This window comes from Sporomusa sp. 246TCP1 (genome assembly GCF_057319775.1).
In genome coordinates this window covers 766,771-783,801 of sequence record NZ_CM170492.1, presented here as the reverse complement: position 1 = coordinate 783,801, position 17,031 = coordinate 766,771, and the positions used below count along the sequence as shown (strand labels likewise).

Here is a 17,031-nt window from a genome sequence, read left to right as displayed (position 1 = left end):
CACTTTAGCTTATAGGCATACATGCGCTTCGTATTCGCCGAATACTTTTCGCATTATGCCACAGATTTCTCCAAGAGTTGCATAGGCCTTAACGGCATCAAGAATCAGCGGCATAAGATTAGTGTTTTCATCTTTACAAGCAGATTCCAGTCGAACCAAAGTAGCTTGAACCGTCATATTGTCACGGTGAGCGCGCAGCTCTGCCAGCTTCTTCTTCTGTAGTTCACCAACAGAAGCGTCAACCCGCAAGAGCCCTGTAACCGGCTTTTCTTCAACTTGAAACTGATTAACACCAACGATAATTCTTTGCTTGGTTTCCACTTCCATTTGCCATTTATAAGCGCTTTCTTGAATTTCACGTTGAATATAGCCTTTTTCAATGGCTACGACGGCGCCACCCATACCATCAATCTTTTCAATGTAGTCCCAGGTTTCTTTTTCTATTTGATTAGTAAGCGCCTCGATATAGTAAGAACCTGCCAATGGATCAACTACGTCAGCCAGACCACTTTCGTAAGCCACGATTTGCTGAGTACGGAGCGCGATACGTACTGAATCTTCGGTAGGCAAAGCCATTGCTTCATCCCTGGAGTTAGTATGCAGCGATTGAGTACCGCCAAGTACAGCAGCTGCTGTTTGCAATGCCACACGGACAATGTTGTTGTCAGACTGCTGCGCAGTAAGCATAGAGCCGGCAGTCTGGGTATGCACGCGAAGCATCCAGGACTTAGGATTAGTAGCACCAAACCGCTCTTTCATTACTTTAGCCCATACCCGGCGTGAGGCACGAAACTTGGCCACTTCTTCTAATACATTATTATGAGCATTCCAAAAGAAGGATAGTCGTCCGGCGAAATCATCAACATTTAAGCCGGCTTTAATAGCGGCGTCAACATAAGCAATACCATCAGCAATGGTGAAGGCAATTTCCTGCGAAGCTGTGGAACCCGCTTCACGGATGTGGTAACCAGAAATGGAAATAGTGTTCCAATTCGGAACATTTTGGGAACAATATTCAAAGATGTTAGTAATAAGCCGCATCGAGGGCTTAGGCGGAAAAATGTAAGTGCCCCGGGCAGCATATTCTTTAAGGATATCATTTTGAATAGTACCTTTGAGTTTATCAAGACTAACACCCTGTTTTTCAGCCACTGCAATATACATGGCAAGCAGTACCGCGGCTGGGGCATTAATAGTCATTGAAGTCGATACTTTACCAAGGTCAATGCTATCAAACAGGATCTCCATATCTGCCAGAGAGTCAATAGCAACGCCTACTTTACCAACTTCACCTTCTGAAATGGGATCGTCAGAGTCATAACCAATTTGAGTTGGCAGATCAAATGCACAAGATAAACCAGTTCCACCTGACTCTAAGAGATATCGATAGCGTTTGTTAGATTCTTCTGCCGTTGAGAAACCGGCGTACATACGCATAGTCCAGAATCGCCCGCGGTACATAGTAGGCTGTACGCCGCGGGTAAACGGGTATTGACCAGGAAAGGCAAGATCTTTTTCATAATCCAGATCTTGAACATCAAGTGGCGTATAAACTCTGTTTTGAGACAGATTTTTGCGTTCTGGAAATTTGGCCAGTGCCTTTTCCACCTTGCCGGTGTACTCAGCCATTTTTTTTACCAGGCTATCTGTGTTAGCTGTGCACATATTATATAATTCCTCCCTTATAAGTATGTATTCCTTAGTCATTAGTACATTTGAAAGAAGTCCTATAGAAAGAAAAAACCTTCTTCCCATTTTATTTTCATACTGCCTGTTTCCAGGAAGCGAGTATGCAGAATTATTATTGTAGGAAAATGGCAAAAAATATACTAGCACGCATTCTACGCACAATAAAAAGCACCTATGGGTTCATTTTGTATTAACAAAACAAGCCAAGGTGCGCTTACCAGTCATCTATTACGGGGCATGTAACAGACCATAATGGCGTAGTATAAGCTATGCTTTTAGGATCAAAATGCCTGTCACCTGTCTGTATACTATGAATTTTATACGATTGTATTATATTATTCTACACTAAATCATAAATTCCTGCTTTTTTGTTAACACAGGGTTCTTTTTCCAAGTTAACAAGTTAATTAACTGTTTTGTCGCGAAAGGTAGTAAGAAATGCTGCTTAACCCTATTGATAAGTCCTCGCTGACAACATAAATATTAGCAGGAACATTTATTTTCATTGGGGCAAAATTCCAAATACCTTTAACGCCGGCTTCAACTAGACGATTCGCCATATCTTGCGCATAGGCAACAGGTACAGTTATGATGCCAATTTGGATATCGCACTTCTGGATAATTTCTTTCATATTGTCAATATGAAAGATTTCTACCTCATTAATATAGCGGCCAATTTTGTCATCATCAATATCAAAAATTGCCCGTATCTGAAACCCCTGCGAAGAAAAATTTGAATAATTTGCCAAAGCCCAACCCATATGGCCAACACCCACAATAGCAAGATTCCAATTGCGATTTAGCCCGAGTATCTCACCAATATTACGCATAAGCTCCTGCACATAATAACCTACTCCTTTCTTACCAAACTCACCGAATGCCGATAAATCTTTACGAATTTGTTCAGGAGTAACCCCGATCTTCCGACCCAATTCATCAGAAGATATGATTTCTAACCCTTCTTCCTGACTAAGTTTAAGGGTGCGAAAATAAAGTGGCAACCGATCAACCGTTGCTCTTGAAATTACCGCATTTTCTTTACTTTCCTTCATTAACAACTCTCCCTAGCAGTAGTCCGCGCTCACATAAGCAGCTTCTATTTTAATTTAAATTAATTTATTATTAGTAGTTTATTCTCACTTTGCGGTAAATTTCCTTCTTAAATATTTCAAAAAGCACCCTATTTGTTATATCTTTTCACATATTATTATAAATTATAATAAAAATCTCAAAAAAGGGACTGTCTTAAAGACAGTCCCTTTCTATTCTTAGCACTTTTCTTGCTTGTGATAGTGGGTATGGAGAAGATGATGTGATTTCTCACCCAGCGGTTTCCCAAGGAAAGTATCATACAATTCCTTAATTGCCGGATTATCATGTGACTTCCGAATCTCAGAAGATCGATCACATTCATAAATAGCATCCAAACGTTTTTGCCGTTTTTCAGCCGAAGTAATAATTGGCTGTCCACCACCACCAGAGCAGCCACCAGGGCAAGCCATGATTTCAATGAAGTGGTAATCAGCTTCACCAGCGCGAATCTTATCAAGCATCACCCGCGCATTTGCTAGTGTATGGGCGATAGCAACCTTCGCAGTTAAGCCTTCTTTTAACTCAACCGAGGCTTCTTTGATACCAGTCATACCGCGTACAGCTTGAAACTCTATATTTTCAAGTTCTTTACCTGATACCAGTTTAGCAACTGTCCGGAGAGCGGCTTCAGTTACGCCACCAGTAGCACCAAAGATTACGCCAGCGCCTGAGCCAATGCCAAGCGGGGCATCATATTCAGACTCAGCCAGCTTAGCAAAGTTAATGCCTGCTGCACGAATCATGCGGCCTAATTCACGAGTTGTCAAAGCATAGTCAACATCCTGATAGCCGCTGGAATTCATTTCAGGACGAGCGGCTTCCGCTTTCTTCGCTGTGCATGGCATGATTGATACGGAAACAATATCTTTAGGATCAATACCAGCTTTTTCAGCATAATAGGTTTTAGCTATTGCACCAAACATCTGTTGCGGCGATTTAGCAGTTGACAAATGATCTAACAGGTCCGGGTATTTTAATTCAATGAAGTTAACCCACCCTGGACTGCAAGAAGTAATCATCGGTAGTGTACCGCCATTAGTCAAGCGGTCAATAAGCTCTGATCCTTCTTCCCAGATCGTGAGGTCAGCACTGAAGTTGGTATCAAATACCTTATCAAAACCCAGTCGTTTTAACGCAGTCACCATTTTACCGGTAACAATAGATCCATTAGGCAAGTCAAGAGCTTCACCTAAGGCTACGCGAACAGCTGGTGCTGTCTGCACAATTACATGTTTTTTCGGATCGCTGAGAGCTGCCCATACTGCCTCGGTATCGTCTTTTTCGACAATAGCGCCGGTCGGACATACGATAGCACATTGACCACAAAAGGTACATGCCACTTGATCTAACCCTAAGCTAAAGGCTGGTACAACAGTGGTATTAAAGCCTCTGTTAGCAAAGCTATATACATGTACACCCTGACGCTCGCTGCAGGCACGGATACATCGACCACACAAAATACATTTATTCTGGTCACGAACTAAACACGGGTTTTTATCATCAAGCGGATAGTTTTTCTTTTCGCCATCAAAACGAATTTCTCTAACACCAAGGTCAGCCGCAATATTTTGTAATTCGCAATTTAAATTACGCTGACAGGATAAGCAATCAGTCGGGTGATTGGCCAGTAACAGCTCAACTACGGACTTACGTGCCTCGCGAACAGCAGCAGTATTAGTACGAACAACCATTCCCTCATTTACCGGATAAACGCAAGATGCAACCAAGCTGCGAGCACCTTCAACTTCTACCATGCACACCCGGCAAGCCCCTTCAACACGCAGCTCCGGATGATAGCATAGAGTCGGAACTTTTATGCCAAGCGAAAGTGCTGCTTCCAAAACAGTCGATGTTTTCGGCACAGCTACTTGCTGTCCATCGATTGTTAAATTAACCATTTCCATCGTCGTGTCACCCTCTCTCTTCTCAATAATTATTAGGCAGCATATTACCAGAAACTAACTGGCAAAGTTAGCTTTTAGCAATTGATTCGAATGGACATTTACCAAAGCAAGCACCACATCTAATACATTTAGCAATATCGATTACATGCTTCTCTTTCTTTTCACCGCTGATTGCCTCAACCGGACATACCTTTTTGCATAAACCGCAACCTTTGCAGGCATCGGTAATGCTGTAATTCAAGAGTTTGGTGCAGGCACCGGCCGGACAACGTTTTTCCTTGATATGGGCTTCATATTCATCGCGGAAATAGTGCAAGGTAGACAATACCGGATTAGGAGCCGTTTGACCCAAACCACAAAGAGCAGTAGTCTTAATGTTTTTGGCCATGGATTCTAATAACTCAATATCGCCTTCACGGCCTTCCCCTTCAGTAATCCGGGTGAGAATTTCCAACATACGTTTGGTGCCTTCACGACAAGGGGTACATTTACCACAGGACTCAGATTGCGTAAAGTTTAAGAAAAATTTGGCAACGTCAACCATACAAGTGGTCTCATCCATTACGACCAAACCACCTGAACCCATCATGGCACCAACTTTAATAAGTGAATCATAGTCTACTGATAAATCTAGCAGACTTTCAGGCAGACAGCCACCAGACGGACCGCCGATTTGAACTGCTTTGAACTTTTTGCCACCTTGAATGCCGCCACCAATCTCATAAATAATTTCGCGCATGGTAATACCCATAGGAACTTCAGCCAGACCAGTATTATTAATCCGGCCAGTAAGTGCAAACACTTTCGTGCCTTTACTGCGCTCAGTACCGATCGAAGCATACCAATCAGCACCCTTAGTGATGAGTTGCGGTACATTAGCAAAGGTTTCAACGTTGTTAATATTAGTAGGTTTACCCCACAAGCCGGAAACAGCTGGGAATGGAGGACGAGGACGAGGCATACCGCGTTTACCTTCAATTGATGCTATAAGTGCCGTTTCCTCACCACATACAAAGGCACCGGCACCTTCTTTGATTTTTAATTTAAAGTTGAAGCCTGAGCCTAGGATATTCTCACCTAACAAACCCAGTTCCTCGGCTTGCTTAATAGCTAGTTTCAGCCGTTTGATAGCCAGTGGATATTCTGCACGAACATAAAGATAGCCTTCATCGGCCCCAATTGCGTAGCCGCAGATAGCCATACCTTCAATTACACGATGGGGATCGCCTTCAAGTACGCTGCGGTCCATGAATGCACCAGGATCGCCTTCGTCCGCGTTACAAACAACATACTTTTTCGTACCCGGTGAGTTACTGGCAAAACCCCATTTCATACCGGTTGGGAAACCGCCGCCTCCCCGGCCACGCAGACCAGCTTTTTTAACTTCTTCGACCACGTCTTGCGGTTTCATTTCTGTCAAAACTTTACCTAAAGCTTCATAACCGCCCTCAGCTATATATTCATTGATCTCTTCCGGATTGATATGACCACAGTTGGCTAATACAAAGCGCATCTGCTTTTTGTAAAAATCCATATCGCTGTACTTAGGAATTTTTTCCTGGGTAACAGGCTCTTTATATAATAACCGCTCAACAATGCGACCTTTGTAAAGATGGCTTTCAACCAATTCAGCCACATCAGATTCCTGAACGCGAACATAGAAGGTGCCTTCAGGATAAACAATGACCAGCGGACCCATTTCACAAAAACCATGACAACCAGTTTCAACAACCTTTACTTCTTTATCCAAACCCTTTTTGACCAATTCTGCCTGGAGTGCAGCTTCAACTTTTTTTGAGCCTGCAGACCCGCAACCAGTACCGCCACAAATAAGCACATGTGCTCTAATATGATCCATATTATCCCCTCCTGTACTCTACAAAAAATTATTCGACGATTTTTCCAACAGCCAGCTCGGCGACAATACGCCCGTTAACTACATGTTCGGCAATAATTTTGGGGACATCTGCCGGCGTAACTCTGCCATACGTTATCCGCGGTTCACCGGGGCGTACAACATCAAGAAGCACTTCTTGTTCGCACATACCGATACAACCTGTTTGCCAGACTTTAACATCTTCCAGTTTCCGCTTGGCAACCTCTTCTAATACTGCAGTCATAACTTGCCTTGCTCCGGCAGCAATACCACAAGTACCCATACCAACAATTACCTGTGTTCCCCCGTCATGACGCAGGTTGTTTTTACTTTTAAGCTGTTCCCGCAGACGTTTCAAATCTTCAATTGTTTTCATCTTCAGCACCTCCGTACAAATTGGCTATGTTTTCTGACAAGTATCCGTGCAACCAGATCAATACATCCGGCTGCGTTAATGGTATACCATCCAAAATATCGGTTATCTCGTGGGAAGAAATTAAGAGACTTTTGTTATTAACGGTATGATGATAGGAAAATTGCAGTACCGGATTCGCAACAAGTATGCTCTTAATTGTTTCCACTAAATTTCCCATTGGTGGCCTATCCAAGTGGCTATGTTGGTACATCGCTTCAATCACTGTTCCCTGACCTTGTATTGAATCAATATTCAAATACCCGCCACAACGCTTAGTAGACATGTCCATTAGTGGTAGCCCCAATCCTACTCGGCGGGTAGTCCTGGTGGTGATAAAGGGGTCAATTACTAATTGCCGCATTTTTTTATTCATACCCCGACCATTGTCAGAAACCCTGATAATCATACTATTCCCAATTATATCTTCAATAATTTCTAATTTGGCGGCTGTCGCCCCAGCTTCAATTGAATTCTGAACTAAGTCAAGAATATGAAGTGATATTTCGCGCATAAGCCAAATGCTAGGCGTATTGGGCCAATAACTTAGGAATTGAGTCAGGGGTCAGGCGACCATGAGTATCGTCATTAATCATCAGTACCGGAGCCAAACCACAAGCACCGATGCAAGCCACGGTTTCTAATGTAAAAGTAAGATCAGGAGTGGTACCACCAGCTTTAATCTGCAGGTTGTCTTCCAGTGCTGCAAGAATAGCCTTAGCACCACGCACGTGGCAAGCAGTTCCCTGGCAAACACGAATGATGTTTTTACCACGGGGATTGAGATGGAATTGAGAGTAGAAAGTCACTACACCATAAATCTGGCTAACCGGGATTTTCAATTCTACTGCAATAGCCTGAATAATTTCTCGCGGCAAGTAACCGTAAGCCTCTTGTGCTTCCTGCAGCACCGGAATCAGAGCTCCTTTTAAGCCCTGCCATTTAGTGAGAATTGCATTCAATTGATCCAGAGCCAGCTTACCTGCTTCCCCGCCACCGCAGCAGCAGCAGTCATTAGTTTCTTTTTCGCTGTTCATGTTAACTCCTCCTTATGAAAAAAATCACATTTATACCTGAAAAACCAATAGTAAATAGTGGTTAAACCACCACCTTTCGCAAATTTTGAGCTAATAATGCCTGTCGGATTTCCCCCAAAGTCGGTTGCTCAATATAGAATACTGTCTTTGGACCATGAATAAAATCATCCATTACATGGGCATCCGAGGCTGTTATTATAGGAAAGCGTCCAATAGTGGGAATACGCTGTGACGCCTGCTCTACACTCATATTTTTGGACACTTCCACCGCGTCCAATTCAATATCAGGTGGAATAAATCCCAGTTGTGAAATTATACTATAGGTTGCCCTGTCTACATGGCTGGCAATACAAATTCCACCAAGTTTTTTCACTTGTGCCGTGATTTCTGCAATACCGGCAGTCAGCGATGCTAATAGCATTTCCGTTTTTTCAGCAACAAAATTATCGTCAGCATCAACAATAAACTGCGCACCAAAACGTTCAGCGTCATTAAGGCGTCCTGACATATGTTGCTGAACAAATTGTTCCCAAGCTTTAAGTTGCTGCATGTTTTCGAATAAAACAATAAGATGAACTTCTTCTTTACTCTCAACTTCCATCCCCGGCAAAATGGTGACAGAAGTAGCTTTTGCTGCCTCTAAAGCGGCAGCGACATTATCACAGGCGTTATGATCGGTAATGGCAACTATATCAACTTCATGTTGCGCTGCATGCCAAACAATATTACTTGGCGTCATTTCAATTTCAGCGCAAGGCGATAACAATGTGTGTACATGAAGATCGGCCACAAACCGTCGCATCATTCCCCCGTGACACCTAACTGATATAAGCGGCCAATCACTTTATAAGCAGAAAGAGTTGTAGTCAGTATAACTATTTCTTCTGTTAGGGCCTTTTGTACAGCCTCCGGATCTGGTTCCACGCCGCCGGCAATAACAATAGCGCTCAGTCCGGCCAGTAACGCTACAGCCACAACATTTTGGTGGCCCTGCATCGTAACCCATATATTACCTGCCTGTGCTTGACCCATGACATTACTCAGCAGATCTGACGCATATCCACCGCTGACCTCCTTATCGAGGTTAGACTGGCCAGATATTACTTTGAAAGGTAAGGCTTTCATTATTTCCTGAATAGTCATAATTATTCCCTCCAAAACTGAATACTATTCTTCTTTCTCTTTATCAAGCGGCGGCGGTAACTTGGCAGCCAGATTAACCATTTCATAGGCCAAATCCCGCACCTTATTGCGCAAAAGAAATACACAGTCAGTCAGGCTGGCTCGTCCCTGGGCAATGTCTTCAGCCAATGCCTTGCAATTGGGCGAACCGCACGAACCACAATCAAGACCAGGTAAACTTTTTAATGTTGCATCCATTATTTCGATTTTGGACATAGCTTTAGAAATATCGGCATCAAGACGCAGCGCCGGTTTAGGTTCAATGGCCCGGCGCCCGGTTAACCCGAGTTCAAAATCAGTGCATGCAGTGCGTGGCAATATACCGCGCTTGGGATCCTGAATTTTTTTCTTTTCAATTCGCCGTTTCATACGATGCTCAGCTACAAAATGGTTTTCTACTGTTAATGCTCCGCCAATGCAACCGCCGGCACATGCCAGCAGCTCAATATAATCAACGTCTTTGAGTTTGCCTAAGGCCACTTGCTCCAATACATTCGTAACATGATTAATATCATGTACTATTAATACGTTATCAACACCAATAGCTGATGTTTCGCCGCCTGATACCGCCCAACCGACACCTACCCAGGAAGCTTGCCGTCTGGCATCCTGAACTTCAGCAGTAACTACTTTAAATAAATCATGAAAAATCTTATTAATGGCAATGGCCCCGCTAATACTTGATTTTTCGATACCAAGAGGCTGGTATACTGCCGTCATTTTCGCCGGACAGGGCGTAATAAACCATACACCGATATCTTCAGATTTGAGACCGTGCAAGCGTTGAGCTTCAACCCTCGCTAACCGGGCTGCCACCTCAACCGGAGCGTCAAAAGGTACTATGTTCTCAATGAGCTCGGGGAATTTGACCTGAATAAGCCTGACAACAGCCGGACAAGCTGAAGAGATTGCCGGGCGAACAACATCCGGACGCTTAAGGTACTCTCTAATTGCCAACGAAATAATTTCTGCGCCATGCGCTACTTCAAATACTTCGTCAAAACCCAGTTTTAACAAACCAGATAAAATAGCTCTAACCGGGATATCAGCATTAAATTGACCATAAAGTGCTGGCGCCGGCAATGCAATATTATGCTTATATTTTTTAAGGTTCCATAGTTCATCGGTCACAGCAGTTTTAGCATGTCCTGGGCAATGCCTGATACATTCACCGCAATCTATGCAGCGAGAAGATGTGATATAGGCTTTGCCACCACGAATGCGGATTGCTTCCGTTGGACAATGTTTCGTACAATTCACACAGCCCTGACACAGTTCAGGTGTAAGCTGCACAGAATGAAACCGTTCCTCCGCCACTTCCATCACTTTCACCACTCAATCTATACAAATATCAAACACTTATAATTAGTGGTAAATAATCATACTAAGCTTTGTTCCAATATCTTTTTCACTTTTGATGTCAAACTTATCTGTACAGCGCACCATATTGGGTAAGCCCATGCCGGCACCAAAACCCATTTCGCGGATATGATCGGGAGCCGTAGAATATCCTGCCTGCATTGCAAGCTGAACATCGGAAATCCCCGGACCTTCATCATCCACAACCAACTCAGTACGATCAGAATAAATTTCTGCCCTCATCACACCGCGGCACGCATGAATAATTACATTCATTTCAGCCTCATAGGCGCTGATAGCGATTCGCCTGATAACATCAGGACGTACTCCAAGTTGCTGCAATGTGCGCTTGATCTTGCTTGATGCTTCTCCTGCACTGTCAAAATCTGCAGCCTCTAATACAAATTCTAGTTCTATTCCTTGTTCCGGCAACAAAGGGGTTCCTCCTTTAGCGTACAACCCGCAAGACCATCTTGATATAACAAACCGCAAGCTTCATACATCTGTTTTCTAGTTGAAAGCAAAGGAATTTCCATGTTCTTAGCCATTGCAACAACCTCTGGCCCTGGTCTTTTACCGCGTACAAACAATATGGCAACTAAGTCACTCACTTCAGCGGTACGAATTACTTGAATGTTTGTCAGACCAGTCAACAAAAGCCCATGTTCTCTAGTAAAAGCCAAAACATCACTCATTAGGTCTGCGCCGCAAGCGCTTTTAATTTCTCTGTCAAGCCATTCTATACCGCAAAGTACCTCAGCATCCAACATAATTTTTATTTGTGCCAGTTTCAACGCGGCACCTCCATGAGCCAAAATTAACTCTTGTTCGAAATTTCACTAAATTCTGCATAAAAAATTAAGGGGCTAATCCCCCTTCTATAATTATAAGAAATAACTCTATATTTGTATATATTCGCGTTATTTTTTATAAATCCTGCTGCGTCTTTAAAATAATTAGGTCTCCTCTCAAAAAACACATGGTATCCGGCAAACGGAAGCAGTAGCTAAAAACGCAGATATATTCAAGGCTTACCGCTGCAAATTGCTCAATTGTTATTAGTTGCAGCGGTCGTTTCCTTGCCATATGGTAATAATTACTGCATTCAGGAGCCAAAACAACATCGACATCTGCACATTAAACATAATATAATCAGTAAAACCATTGACTGCCAAACCTAGAACAGCTGCCACTATGCCAAGCATAAGCCCGGCTACCCAACGATTGTTGGTATGACTTAAAATATCCATTGCTTTCTTAGTATGTCCATAAATAATAATTAAAAAAACAAGCAATCCTGGTATCCCAATTTCAGCGGCAATATGTAGATACATATTATGAGCATGAACAATCCGGGCGGCAGGGTTATTCAGGAAAAAATCATACTCAGGATACACTAGCCAGTAGGCTCCCCAGCCAATTCCGAACAGTGGCTTATCCCAAATCATGGCAATTGTGCTTTCCCATAAGGCTATTCTCAAAGTTGAAGAAGTATCTGTGGGATTAAAAATCGACATTAACCGTTCCATTACTGCATCCTGGCCAAAAAGTGCACCCAGCGGAATTAATAAAAAAAGCCACAGCAACTTGCGATTATAGAACCGCCCGCAAATAGTTGCAACTGCTACTATGCTTAGCCATGCACCACGCGAATAAGTAAGTACCAGACATGTTCCCAGTACACCAACCAGCACAAACAACAATATTTTGTTGCCGATCCTTTCGGTATATAATCCCTGTCCAATCGCTAAGGACATAACAACCACTAAAAAACCGGCCAGTAAATTGGGGTTTTGCAAGGTGGAAAAAATCCGGACTTTTAGGTCTGGAAACTGTTCACCATCCACCCAGTGAAACGTGGAAATATCTACACCGTGTACATATTGATAAAACCCATAGGAAGTTACCAATAAAGCCGAAGCCATAACCGCCCACACTAATCGTTGTACTTGCTGCAAAGAACTTATATTATTAATAACAAGATAATATAGTAATATATATCGTCCCATAAGATGATAATAATTGTAAAAACTAAAGCCCGGGTCTGGTGAGCCACTAATAGACGCTGCTGACAAAATAACCAACAAAGCAATGCTCGCATCAAATGGTGTCCGTTTAAACAACAGTCTCTTCACTGCTATCATCTTAACTATCCATAAAGCAGTTCCCACTCCGAGAAATAAAGTAGCGGCATCCAGCGACATCGGTAAAAAAAAGGCTACAGCCAAAATGCAATGTTCTATGAGAAAGTCAAGACGATATTGGGTTTGACTGTTAAACGAATATGCAATATACACATTTTCACCTACGGTTCAAAAAATTCCTGGTTCGACTTACCTTTTCCTGTTAGGTTTTACAGTTATACCTTTCGCATGCAAAAAGTATAATGAATAGTGGCGCTTGCATTATGCCCCAAGCGCCACTATTCATTATATACAATTATAATTAAAATGTCTACTTATTAAAGATAATCTGACGAGCCTCTCCGATTAAGTATAGCGAACCTGCCACACAAACAAGCCCATCAGAACCAGCCAATTGCTTAGCACGCTCAATACCAGCCTCAATTGTGCTGGCAGCCTCCACATGACGCGCTTCTATTTCCCGGGCAATTTCCTCTGGAGTTGCTGCCCGGTAGGAGAGCGGCTGAACAGTAACAACCGTATCGGTCGTACGAATAAGCTCACGAATAATTCCTGCTACATCTTTATCTCGGAGAATACCTAAAGCAAAAGTAATCTCTCGTCCGGGAAACACCAGATCAAGATTTTTTCGCAACACTCTGGCCCCATCCGGATTATGTGCTCCGTCAATAATAATAACCGGACTACCAGGAACAATTTCAAACCGGCCTGGCCAGCATACTGTAGTAAGGGCGCTTTTAATTGTCTGCAAAGTAATGCGAGACTCCTTAGTCCCCAGAAGGAGTGCAGTCATAACGGCAACTGCACCATTTTCCACTTGGTGACAACCAATAATATTTAGTGCAATTTCAGCTTGACCTAAACCACCGGCATCAATAGACATTTGCTGTTTGCCATTGGCTAACCCTTGAAACTCACTTGAAAAATCCTCTTCTTTCACATACACTCTGGCACCTTTTGCAGCTGCTGTCTGCTTAATAATAGCAAGTGGCTCGCCTTTTGCGGCCGTTACCACCGGCACGCCATCTTTAATTATGCCGGCTTTATGGCGAGCAACATCAGCAATCGTAGAACCGCAACGATCAGTATGTTCCAGGGTAACATTGGTAATTACCGAAATCTCCGGAATAATAACATTCGTAGAATCCAAAAGCCCGCCCAGTCCGACTTCAATAACAGCATACTCTACACCCACAGCAGCAAAATAGTAAAAAGCAGCAGCCGTAATTACTTCAAATTCTGTGGGTTGCTCGAAACCCTCTGCCAGCATCTGTTCAACAAATTTATTAGTATAAGTAATTGCCTGCGCAAATTCATCTTTGGTTATTTCCTGTCCATTGACGACCATGCGTTCCGGATAGTCATGAAGATGAGGAGACGTATACATGCCGTTTTTAATCCCACTGGCGGTCAATATAGCTGACAGCATAGCTGTCGTGGAACCTTTGCCATTTGTGCCGGTAACATGAATAGATTTAAAACGTTGTTCCGGATGCTGCATGAGCTCAAGCAAGCGCTCAATACGAGCCATTCCCAGATTAATACCAAACTTACTCAAATTTTCAAGATAGGCTAATGTTTGTTCATAATTCATCTGTTGCACCTCCGTTTTTTTCATGCACCGACCTTACTATAGCTGAGCCAAATATGCCAAGCGTTCTCTAATAGCTACTTGCTTTTCTACGAATTCGGCCTGTTTAGTTTTTTCCTTCTCAATGACATCAGCAGGAGCCTTGGCGGTAAAGCCAGGATTACCTAATTTACCGCTAATACGTGATAACTCTTTATCCAAATTGCTGAGTTCTTTGTTCAAACGAGCAGTTTCTTTTTCAACATCAATAAGTCCCTTAAGCGGCAAATAAATTTCAACACCACTAACCACCGCTGTCATGGCATTTTCAGGAATGACATCACTAGCTGCAAGAATAGTTATCGGCTCGGCAGCGGCTAACGTTTTAATATAGCCACTATTATCCTCCATTTTCGCTTTGAGCTCACAGGAAGCCATTTTTAAAATTACCTGGCTCTTTTTCCCAGGATGTACATTGACTTCGGCCCGCATATTGCGCACTGCCTTAATGGTTTCCATAATGACGCCCATCAGTTGTTCGTCCTCATGGTTAGTAAGCTTCGTATCTTCCACTGGCCAGCCAGCTGTCATTATGCTAATTCCCTGGTGCGGCAGACTCTGCCAAATGGCCTCGGTAATAAATGGCATAAAAGGATGCAGCAGCTTTACTATATTACTAAGAACATAGTGTAAAAGATATTGCGCCACTTTGCGGCTTTCGTCATCTTCTTCATTATAAAGACGGCTTTTGGCCAATTCAATATACCAGTCGCAGAACTCATCCCAGATAAATTCATATACCATACGAGCCGCTTCCCCCAGCTCAAAACGCTCAAGATTGCGTGTTACATCAGCCACTGTAGCATTATAACGACTCAAAATCCAGCGGTCAGCCAGTGTAAACGCCTTAGAATCAGGCGTAACGTCCTGCTCAAAGCCTTCCAAATTCATCAATACAAAGCGTGAGGCATTCCAAATTTTGTTGGCAAAGTTCCGGCTAGACTCCACTCGCTCCCAATAAAAGCGCATGTCATTACCAGGAGTATTACCAGTTATTAACATAAATCGCAGTGTATCTGCACCGTATTTATCAATTACCTCTAGCGGGTCAATGCCGTTACCCAGCGACTTACTCATTTTCCGGCCTTGACTATCACGCACCAAACCATGAATAAACACATGCTTAAAAGGAATATTTTCCTGAAACTTCAGCCCCATCATAATCATTCTGGCTACCCAGAAGAAAATAATGTCATAGCCGGTTACTAGTACACTTGTGGGGTAAAATTGTTTGAGTTCAGCAGTATCCTCAGGCCAGCCCATGGTGGAAAACGGCCATAACCCGGAACTAAACCAAGTATCAAGCACATCTGGGTCTTGTTCAACCTTACCGCCGCACTTAGGGCAAACGGTTATATCTTCCCGGGATACAGTAACCTCGCCACATTCGCAATACCAAGCCGGGATACGATGCCCCCACCAGATTTGACGGGAAATACACCAGTCCCGAATGTTTTCCAGCCAATTGGTATAGATTTTTGTAAACCGCTCGGGAACAAATTGAATTTGGCCTGAAGTTACGGACTTAATAGCTGGTTTGGCTAGTTGCTCCATTTTAACAAACCATTGCTTGGATACTAATGGTTCAACTACTGTGTTGCAGCGTTGACAATGACCGACCGCATGACTGTGTTCATCAATTTTTACCAAATAACCTTGCTCTTTCAAATCATTTACCAAGGCCTTGCGGCATTCATAGCGATCCATACCCGCATATTTACCGGTCTCAGCTGCCATTGTACCATCAGGATTTATAACGGCAATTTCAGCTAACTTATGTCTAAGCCCCATATCAAAGTCATTCGGGTCGTGAGCGGGTGTAATCTTTACGGCCCCGGTCCCAAACGAAGGATCAACATATTCATCAGCTACCAGCGGCAGGCGGCGGCCAATAAGGGGCAGAATTAAATATTTGCCGGCCAAATGTTTGTAGCGTCCGTCATCAGGATGGACAGCTACACCACTGTCTCCTAAAATAGTCTCGGGCCGCGTAGTTGCTACCGTAACATACTCACTGTCAGTACCTTCTACCAAATACCGGACATGGTAGAGATGACCCGGTTGTTCTTCATGCTCAACTTCAATATCACTTAAAGCAGTATTACAACGCGGACACCAATTAGTGATGCGGTGTCCCTGATAAATAAGCCCCTGCTCAAACAAACTGACAAAAACCTCGCGTACGGCCTTAGAGCAGCCCTCATCCATAGTAAAGCGCTCTCGTTCCCAGTCACAGGAAGCACCTAGCCGCCTGAGCTGATTAGTTATCCGGCTGCCATACTGCCTTTTCCAATCCCAAACCTGACTAATAAATGTTTCACGCCCCAGATCATAGCGGGTTTTACCCTCCTTAGCCAATACTTCCTCCACTTTAATCTGCGTAGCAATTCCGGCGTGGTCAGAACCTGGCATCCATAAGGTATTATAACCCTGCAGACGTTTAAAGCGAATCAGAATATCCTGCAGGGTATTGTCAAGAGCATGACCCATATGGAGCTGCCCGGTTACATTCGGCGGCGGTATTACGATACTAAATGCTTGCTTTTGCGGGTCAACTTCAGCATGAAATAACCTGTTATCTTCCCAAAATTTATACCACTTGGCTTCCACTGCCTGTGGGGCATAGACGGTTGAAATATTGTTGGTCTGTTCCTGTTCCATAGTTCCTCCTTGGATAAATATAAAAATCTCTTTCGTCCTCTAAGG

15 protein-coding genes and 1 other annotated feature (1 of these 16 only partly in view) are annotated in these 17,031 nt (G+C 43.3%); all 15 genes read right to left on the bottom strand.

From position 1 onward, the window contains the following. Nucleotides 1-9 precede the first annotated feature (9 nt). The 15 genes from AC1ECB_RS03700 to AC1ECB_RS03630 all read right to left on the bottom strand — a co-directional run bounded on the left by AC1ECB_RS03700 (nt 10) and on the right by AC1ECB_RS03630 (nt 16,986). Nucleotides 10-1,629: an acyl-CoA mutase large subunit family protein gene (locus tag AC1ECB_RS03700; protein WP_485669273.1), complete on the bottom strand. Its 1,620-nt coding sequence runs from the start codon at nt 1,627-1,629 to the stop codon at nt 10-12. A 467-nt stretch (nt 1,630-2,096) separates the two neighbouring features. Further along, the gene (locus AC1ECB_RS03695) at nt 2,097-2,741 is read right to left on the bottom strand and encodes a redox-sensing transcriptional repressor Rex (protein WP_485667513.1); all 645 of its coding nucleotides are present in this window, start codon (nt 2,739-2,741) and stop codon (nt 2,097-2,099) included. Between the two features lie 216 nt (nt 2,742-2,957). Further along, nucleotides 2,958-4,685 carry an NADH-dependent [FeFe] hydrogenase, group A6 gene (locus AC1ECB_RS03690; RefSeq protein WP_485667512.1) on the bottom strand — a complete coding sequence of 576 codons (1,728 nt, stop codon included), beginning with the start codon at nt 4,683-4,685 and terminating at the stop codon, nt 2,958-2,960. A 67-nt stretch (nt 4,686-4,752) separates the two neighbouring features. After that, nucleotides 4,753-6,543 carry an NADH-quinone oxidoreductase subunit NuoF gene (gene nuoF, locus AC1ECB_RS03685; protein WP_485667511.1) on the bottom strand — a complete coding sequence of 597 codons (1,791 nt, stop codon included), beginning with the start codon at nt 6,541-6,543 and terminating at the stop codon, nt 4,753-4,755. Between the two features lie 28 nt (nt 6,544-6,571). Further along, on the bottom strand, nt 6,572-6,937 hold the full coding sequence (locus tag AC1ECB_RS03680) for a (2Fe-2S) ferredoxin domain-containing protein (RefSeq protein WP_485667510.1): 366 nt from the start codon (nt 6,935-6,937) through the stop codon (nt 6,572-6,574). Then, nucleotides 6,924-7,487, bottom strand: a complete 564-nt coding sequence (locus AC1ECB_RS03675) for an ATP-binding protein (protein WP_021167209.1) — start codon at nt 7,485-7,487, stop codon at nt 6,924-6,926. The genes AC1ECB_RS03680 and AC1ECB_RS03675 overlap by 14 nt, the downstream gene beginning before the upstream one ends. A 10-nt stretch (nt 7,488-7,497) precedes the next feature. Beyond that, the gene (nuoE, locus tag AC1ECB_RS03670; protein ID WP_485667509.1) at nt 7,498-8,010 is read right to left on the bottom strand and encodes an NADH-quinone oxidoreductase subunit NuoE; all 513 of its coding nucleotides are present in this window, start codon (nt 8,008-8,010) and stop codon (nt 7,498-7,500) included. 61 nt (nt 8,011-8,071) lie between these two features. Further along, nucleotides 8,072-8,815: a PHP domain-containing protein gene (locus tag AC1ECB_RS03665; protein WP_485667508.1), complete on the bottom strand. Its 744-nt coding sequence runs from the start codon at nt 8,813-8,815 to the stop codon at nt 8,072-8,074. Next, nucleotides 8,812-9,153, bottom strand: coding sequence for a DRTGG domain-containing protein (locus tag AC1ECB_RS03660; protein ID WP_485667507.1), 342 nt, complete (start codon nt 9,151-9,153; stop codon nt 8,812-8,814). Before AC1ECB_RS03660 ends, AC1ECB_RS03665 begins: the two co-directional genes overlap by 4 nt. A 24-nt stretch (nt 9,154-9,177) precedes the next feature. Then, nucleotides 9,178-10,515 (bottom strand): [Fe-Fe] hydrogenase large subunit C-terminal domain-containing protein, encoded by a 1,338-nt coding sequence (locus tag AC1ECB_RS03655; RefSeq protein ID WP_485669272.1) that lies wholly within the window; start codon nt 10,513-10,515, stop codon nt 9,178-9,180. Nucleotides 10,516-10,557: 42 nt separating this feature from the next. Next, the gene (locus tag AC1ECB_RS03650; RefSeq protein ID WP_152523921.1) at nt 10,558-10,986 is read right to left on the bottom strand and encodes an ATP-binding protein; all 429 of its coding nucleotides are present in this window, start codon (nt 10,984-10,986) and stop codon (nt 10,558-10,560) included. Then, entirely contained in the window at nt 10,965-11,345 is a 381-nt protein-coding gene (locus AC1ECB_RS03645) for a DRTGG domain-containing protein (protein WP_485667506.1), read from the bottom strand. The genes AC1ECB_RS03650 and AC1ECB_RS03645 overlap by 22 nt, the downstream gene beginning before the upstream one ends. Nucleotides 11,346-11,609: 264 nt before the next feature. Next, the gene (locus tag AC1ECB_RS03640; RefSeq protein ID WP_485667505.1) at nt 11,610-12,848 is read right to left on the bottom strand and encodes an O-antigen ligase family protein; all 1,239 of its coding nucleotides are present in this window, start codon (nt 12,846-12,848) and stop codon (nt 11,610-11,612) included. 157 nt (nt 12,849-13,005) lie between these two features. Continuing rightward, entirely contained in the window at nt 13,006-14,289 is a 1,284-nt protein-coding gene (locus AC1ECB_RS03635; protein WP_485667504.1) for a bifunctional folylpolyglutamate synthase/dihydrofolate synthase, read from the bottom strand. Between the two features lie 36 nt (nt 14,290-14,325). Further along, the gene (locus AC1ECB_RS03630; protein WP_485667503.1) at nt 14,326-16,986 is read right to left on the bottom strand and encodes a valine--tRNA ligase; all 2,661 of its coding nucleotides are present in this window, start codon (nt 16,984-16,986) and stop codon (nt 14,326-14,328) included. A 38-nt stretch (nt 16,987-17,024) separates the two neighbouring features. Beyond that, nucleotides 17,025-17,031: a binding site (T-box leader), on the bottom strand (it continues 223 nt past the right edge of the window).

Excerpts from the sequence above, each read along its gene's own strand:
- AC1ECB_RS03700 (WP_485669273.1), bottom strand. The coding sequence starts at position 1,629 with ATGGCTGAGTACACCGGCAAGGTGGAAAAGGCACTGGCCAAATTTCCA.
- AC1ECB_RS03695 (WP_485667513.1), bottom strand. The coding sequence starts at position 2,741 with ATGAAGGAAAGTAAAGAAAATGCGGTAATTTCAAGAGCAACGGTTGAT.
- AC1ECB_RS03690 (WP_485667512.1), bottom strand. The coding sequence starts at position 4,685 with ATGGAAATGGTTAATTTAACAATCGATGGACAGCAAGTAGCTGTGCCG.
- nuoF (WP_485667511.1), bottom strand. The coding sequence starts at position 6,543 with ATGGATCATATTAGAGCACATGTGCTTATTTGTGGCGGTACTGGTTGC.
- AC1ECB_RS03680 (WP_485667510.1), bottom strand. The coding sequence starts at position 6,937 with ATGAAAACAATTGAAGATTTGAAACGTCTGCGGGAACAGCTTAAAAGT.
- AC1ECB_RS03675 (WP_021167209.1), bottom strand. The coding sequence starts at position 7,487 with ATGCGCGAAATATCACTTCATATTCTTGACTTAGTTCAGAATTCAATT.
- nuoE (WP_485667509.1), bottom strand. The coding sequence starts at position 8,010 with ATGAACAGCGAAAAAGAAACTAATGACTGCTGCTGCTGCGGTGGCGGG.
- AC1ECB_RS03665 (WP_485667508.1), bottom strand. The coding sequence starts at position 8,815 with ATGATGCGACGGTTTGTGGCCGATCTTCATGTACACACATTGTTATCG.
- AC1ECB_RS03660 (WP_485667507.1), bottom strand. The coding sequence starts at position 9,153 with ATGACTATTCAGGAAATAATGAAAGCCTTACCTTTCAAAGTAATATCT.
- AC1ECB_RS03655 (WP_485669272.1), bottom strand. The coding sequence starts at position 10,515 with ATGGAAGTGGCGGAGGAACGGTTTCATTCTGTGCAGCTTACACCTGAA.
- AC1ECB_RS03635 (WP_485667504.1), bottom strand. The coding sequence starts at position 14,289 with ATGAATTATGAACAAACATTAGCCTATCTTGAAAATTTGAGTAAGTTT.
- AC1ECB_RS03630 (WP_485667503.1), bottom strand. The coding sequence starts at position 16,986 with ATGGAACAGGAACAGACCAACAATATTTCAACCGTCTATGCCCCACAG.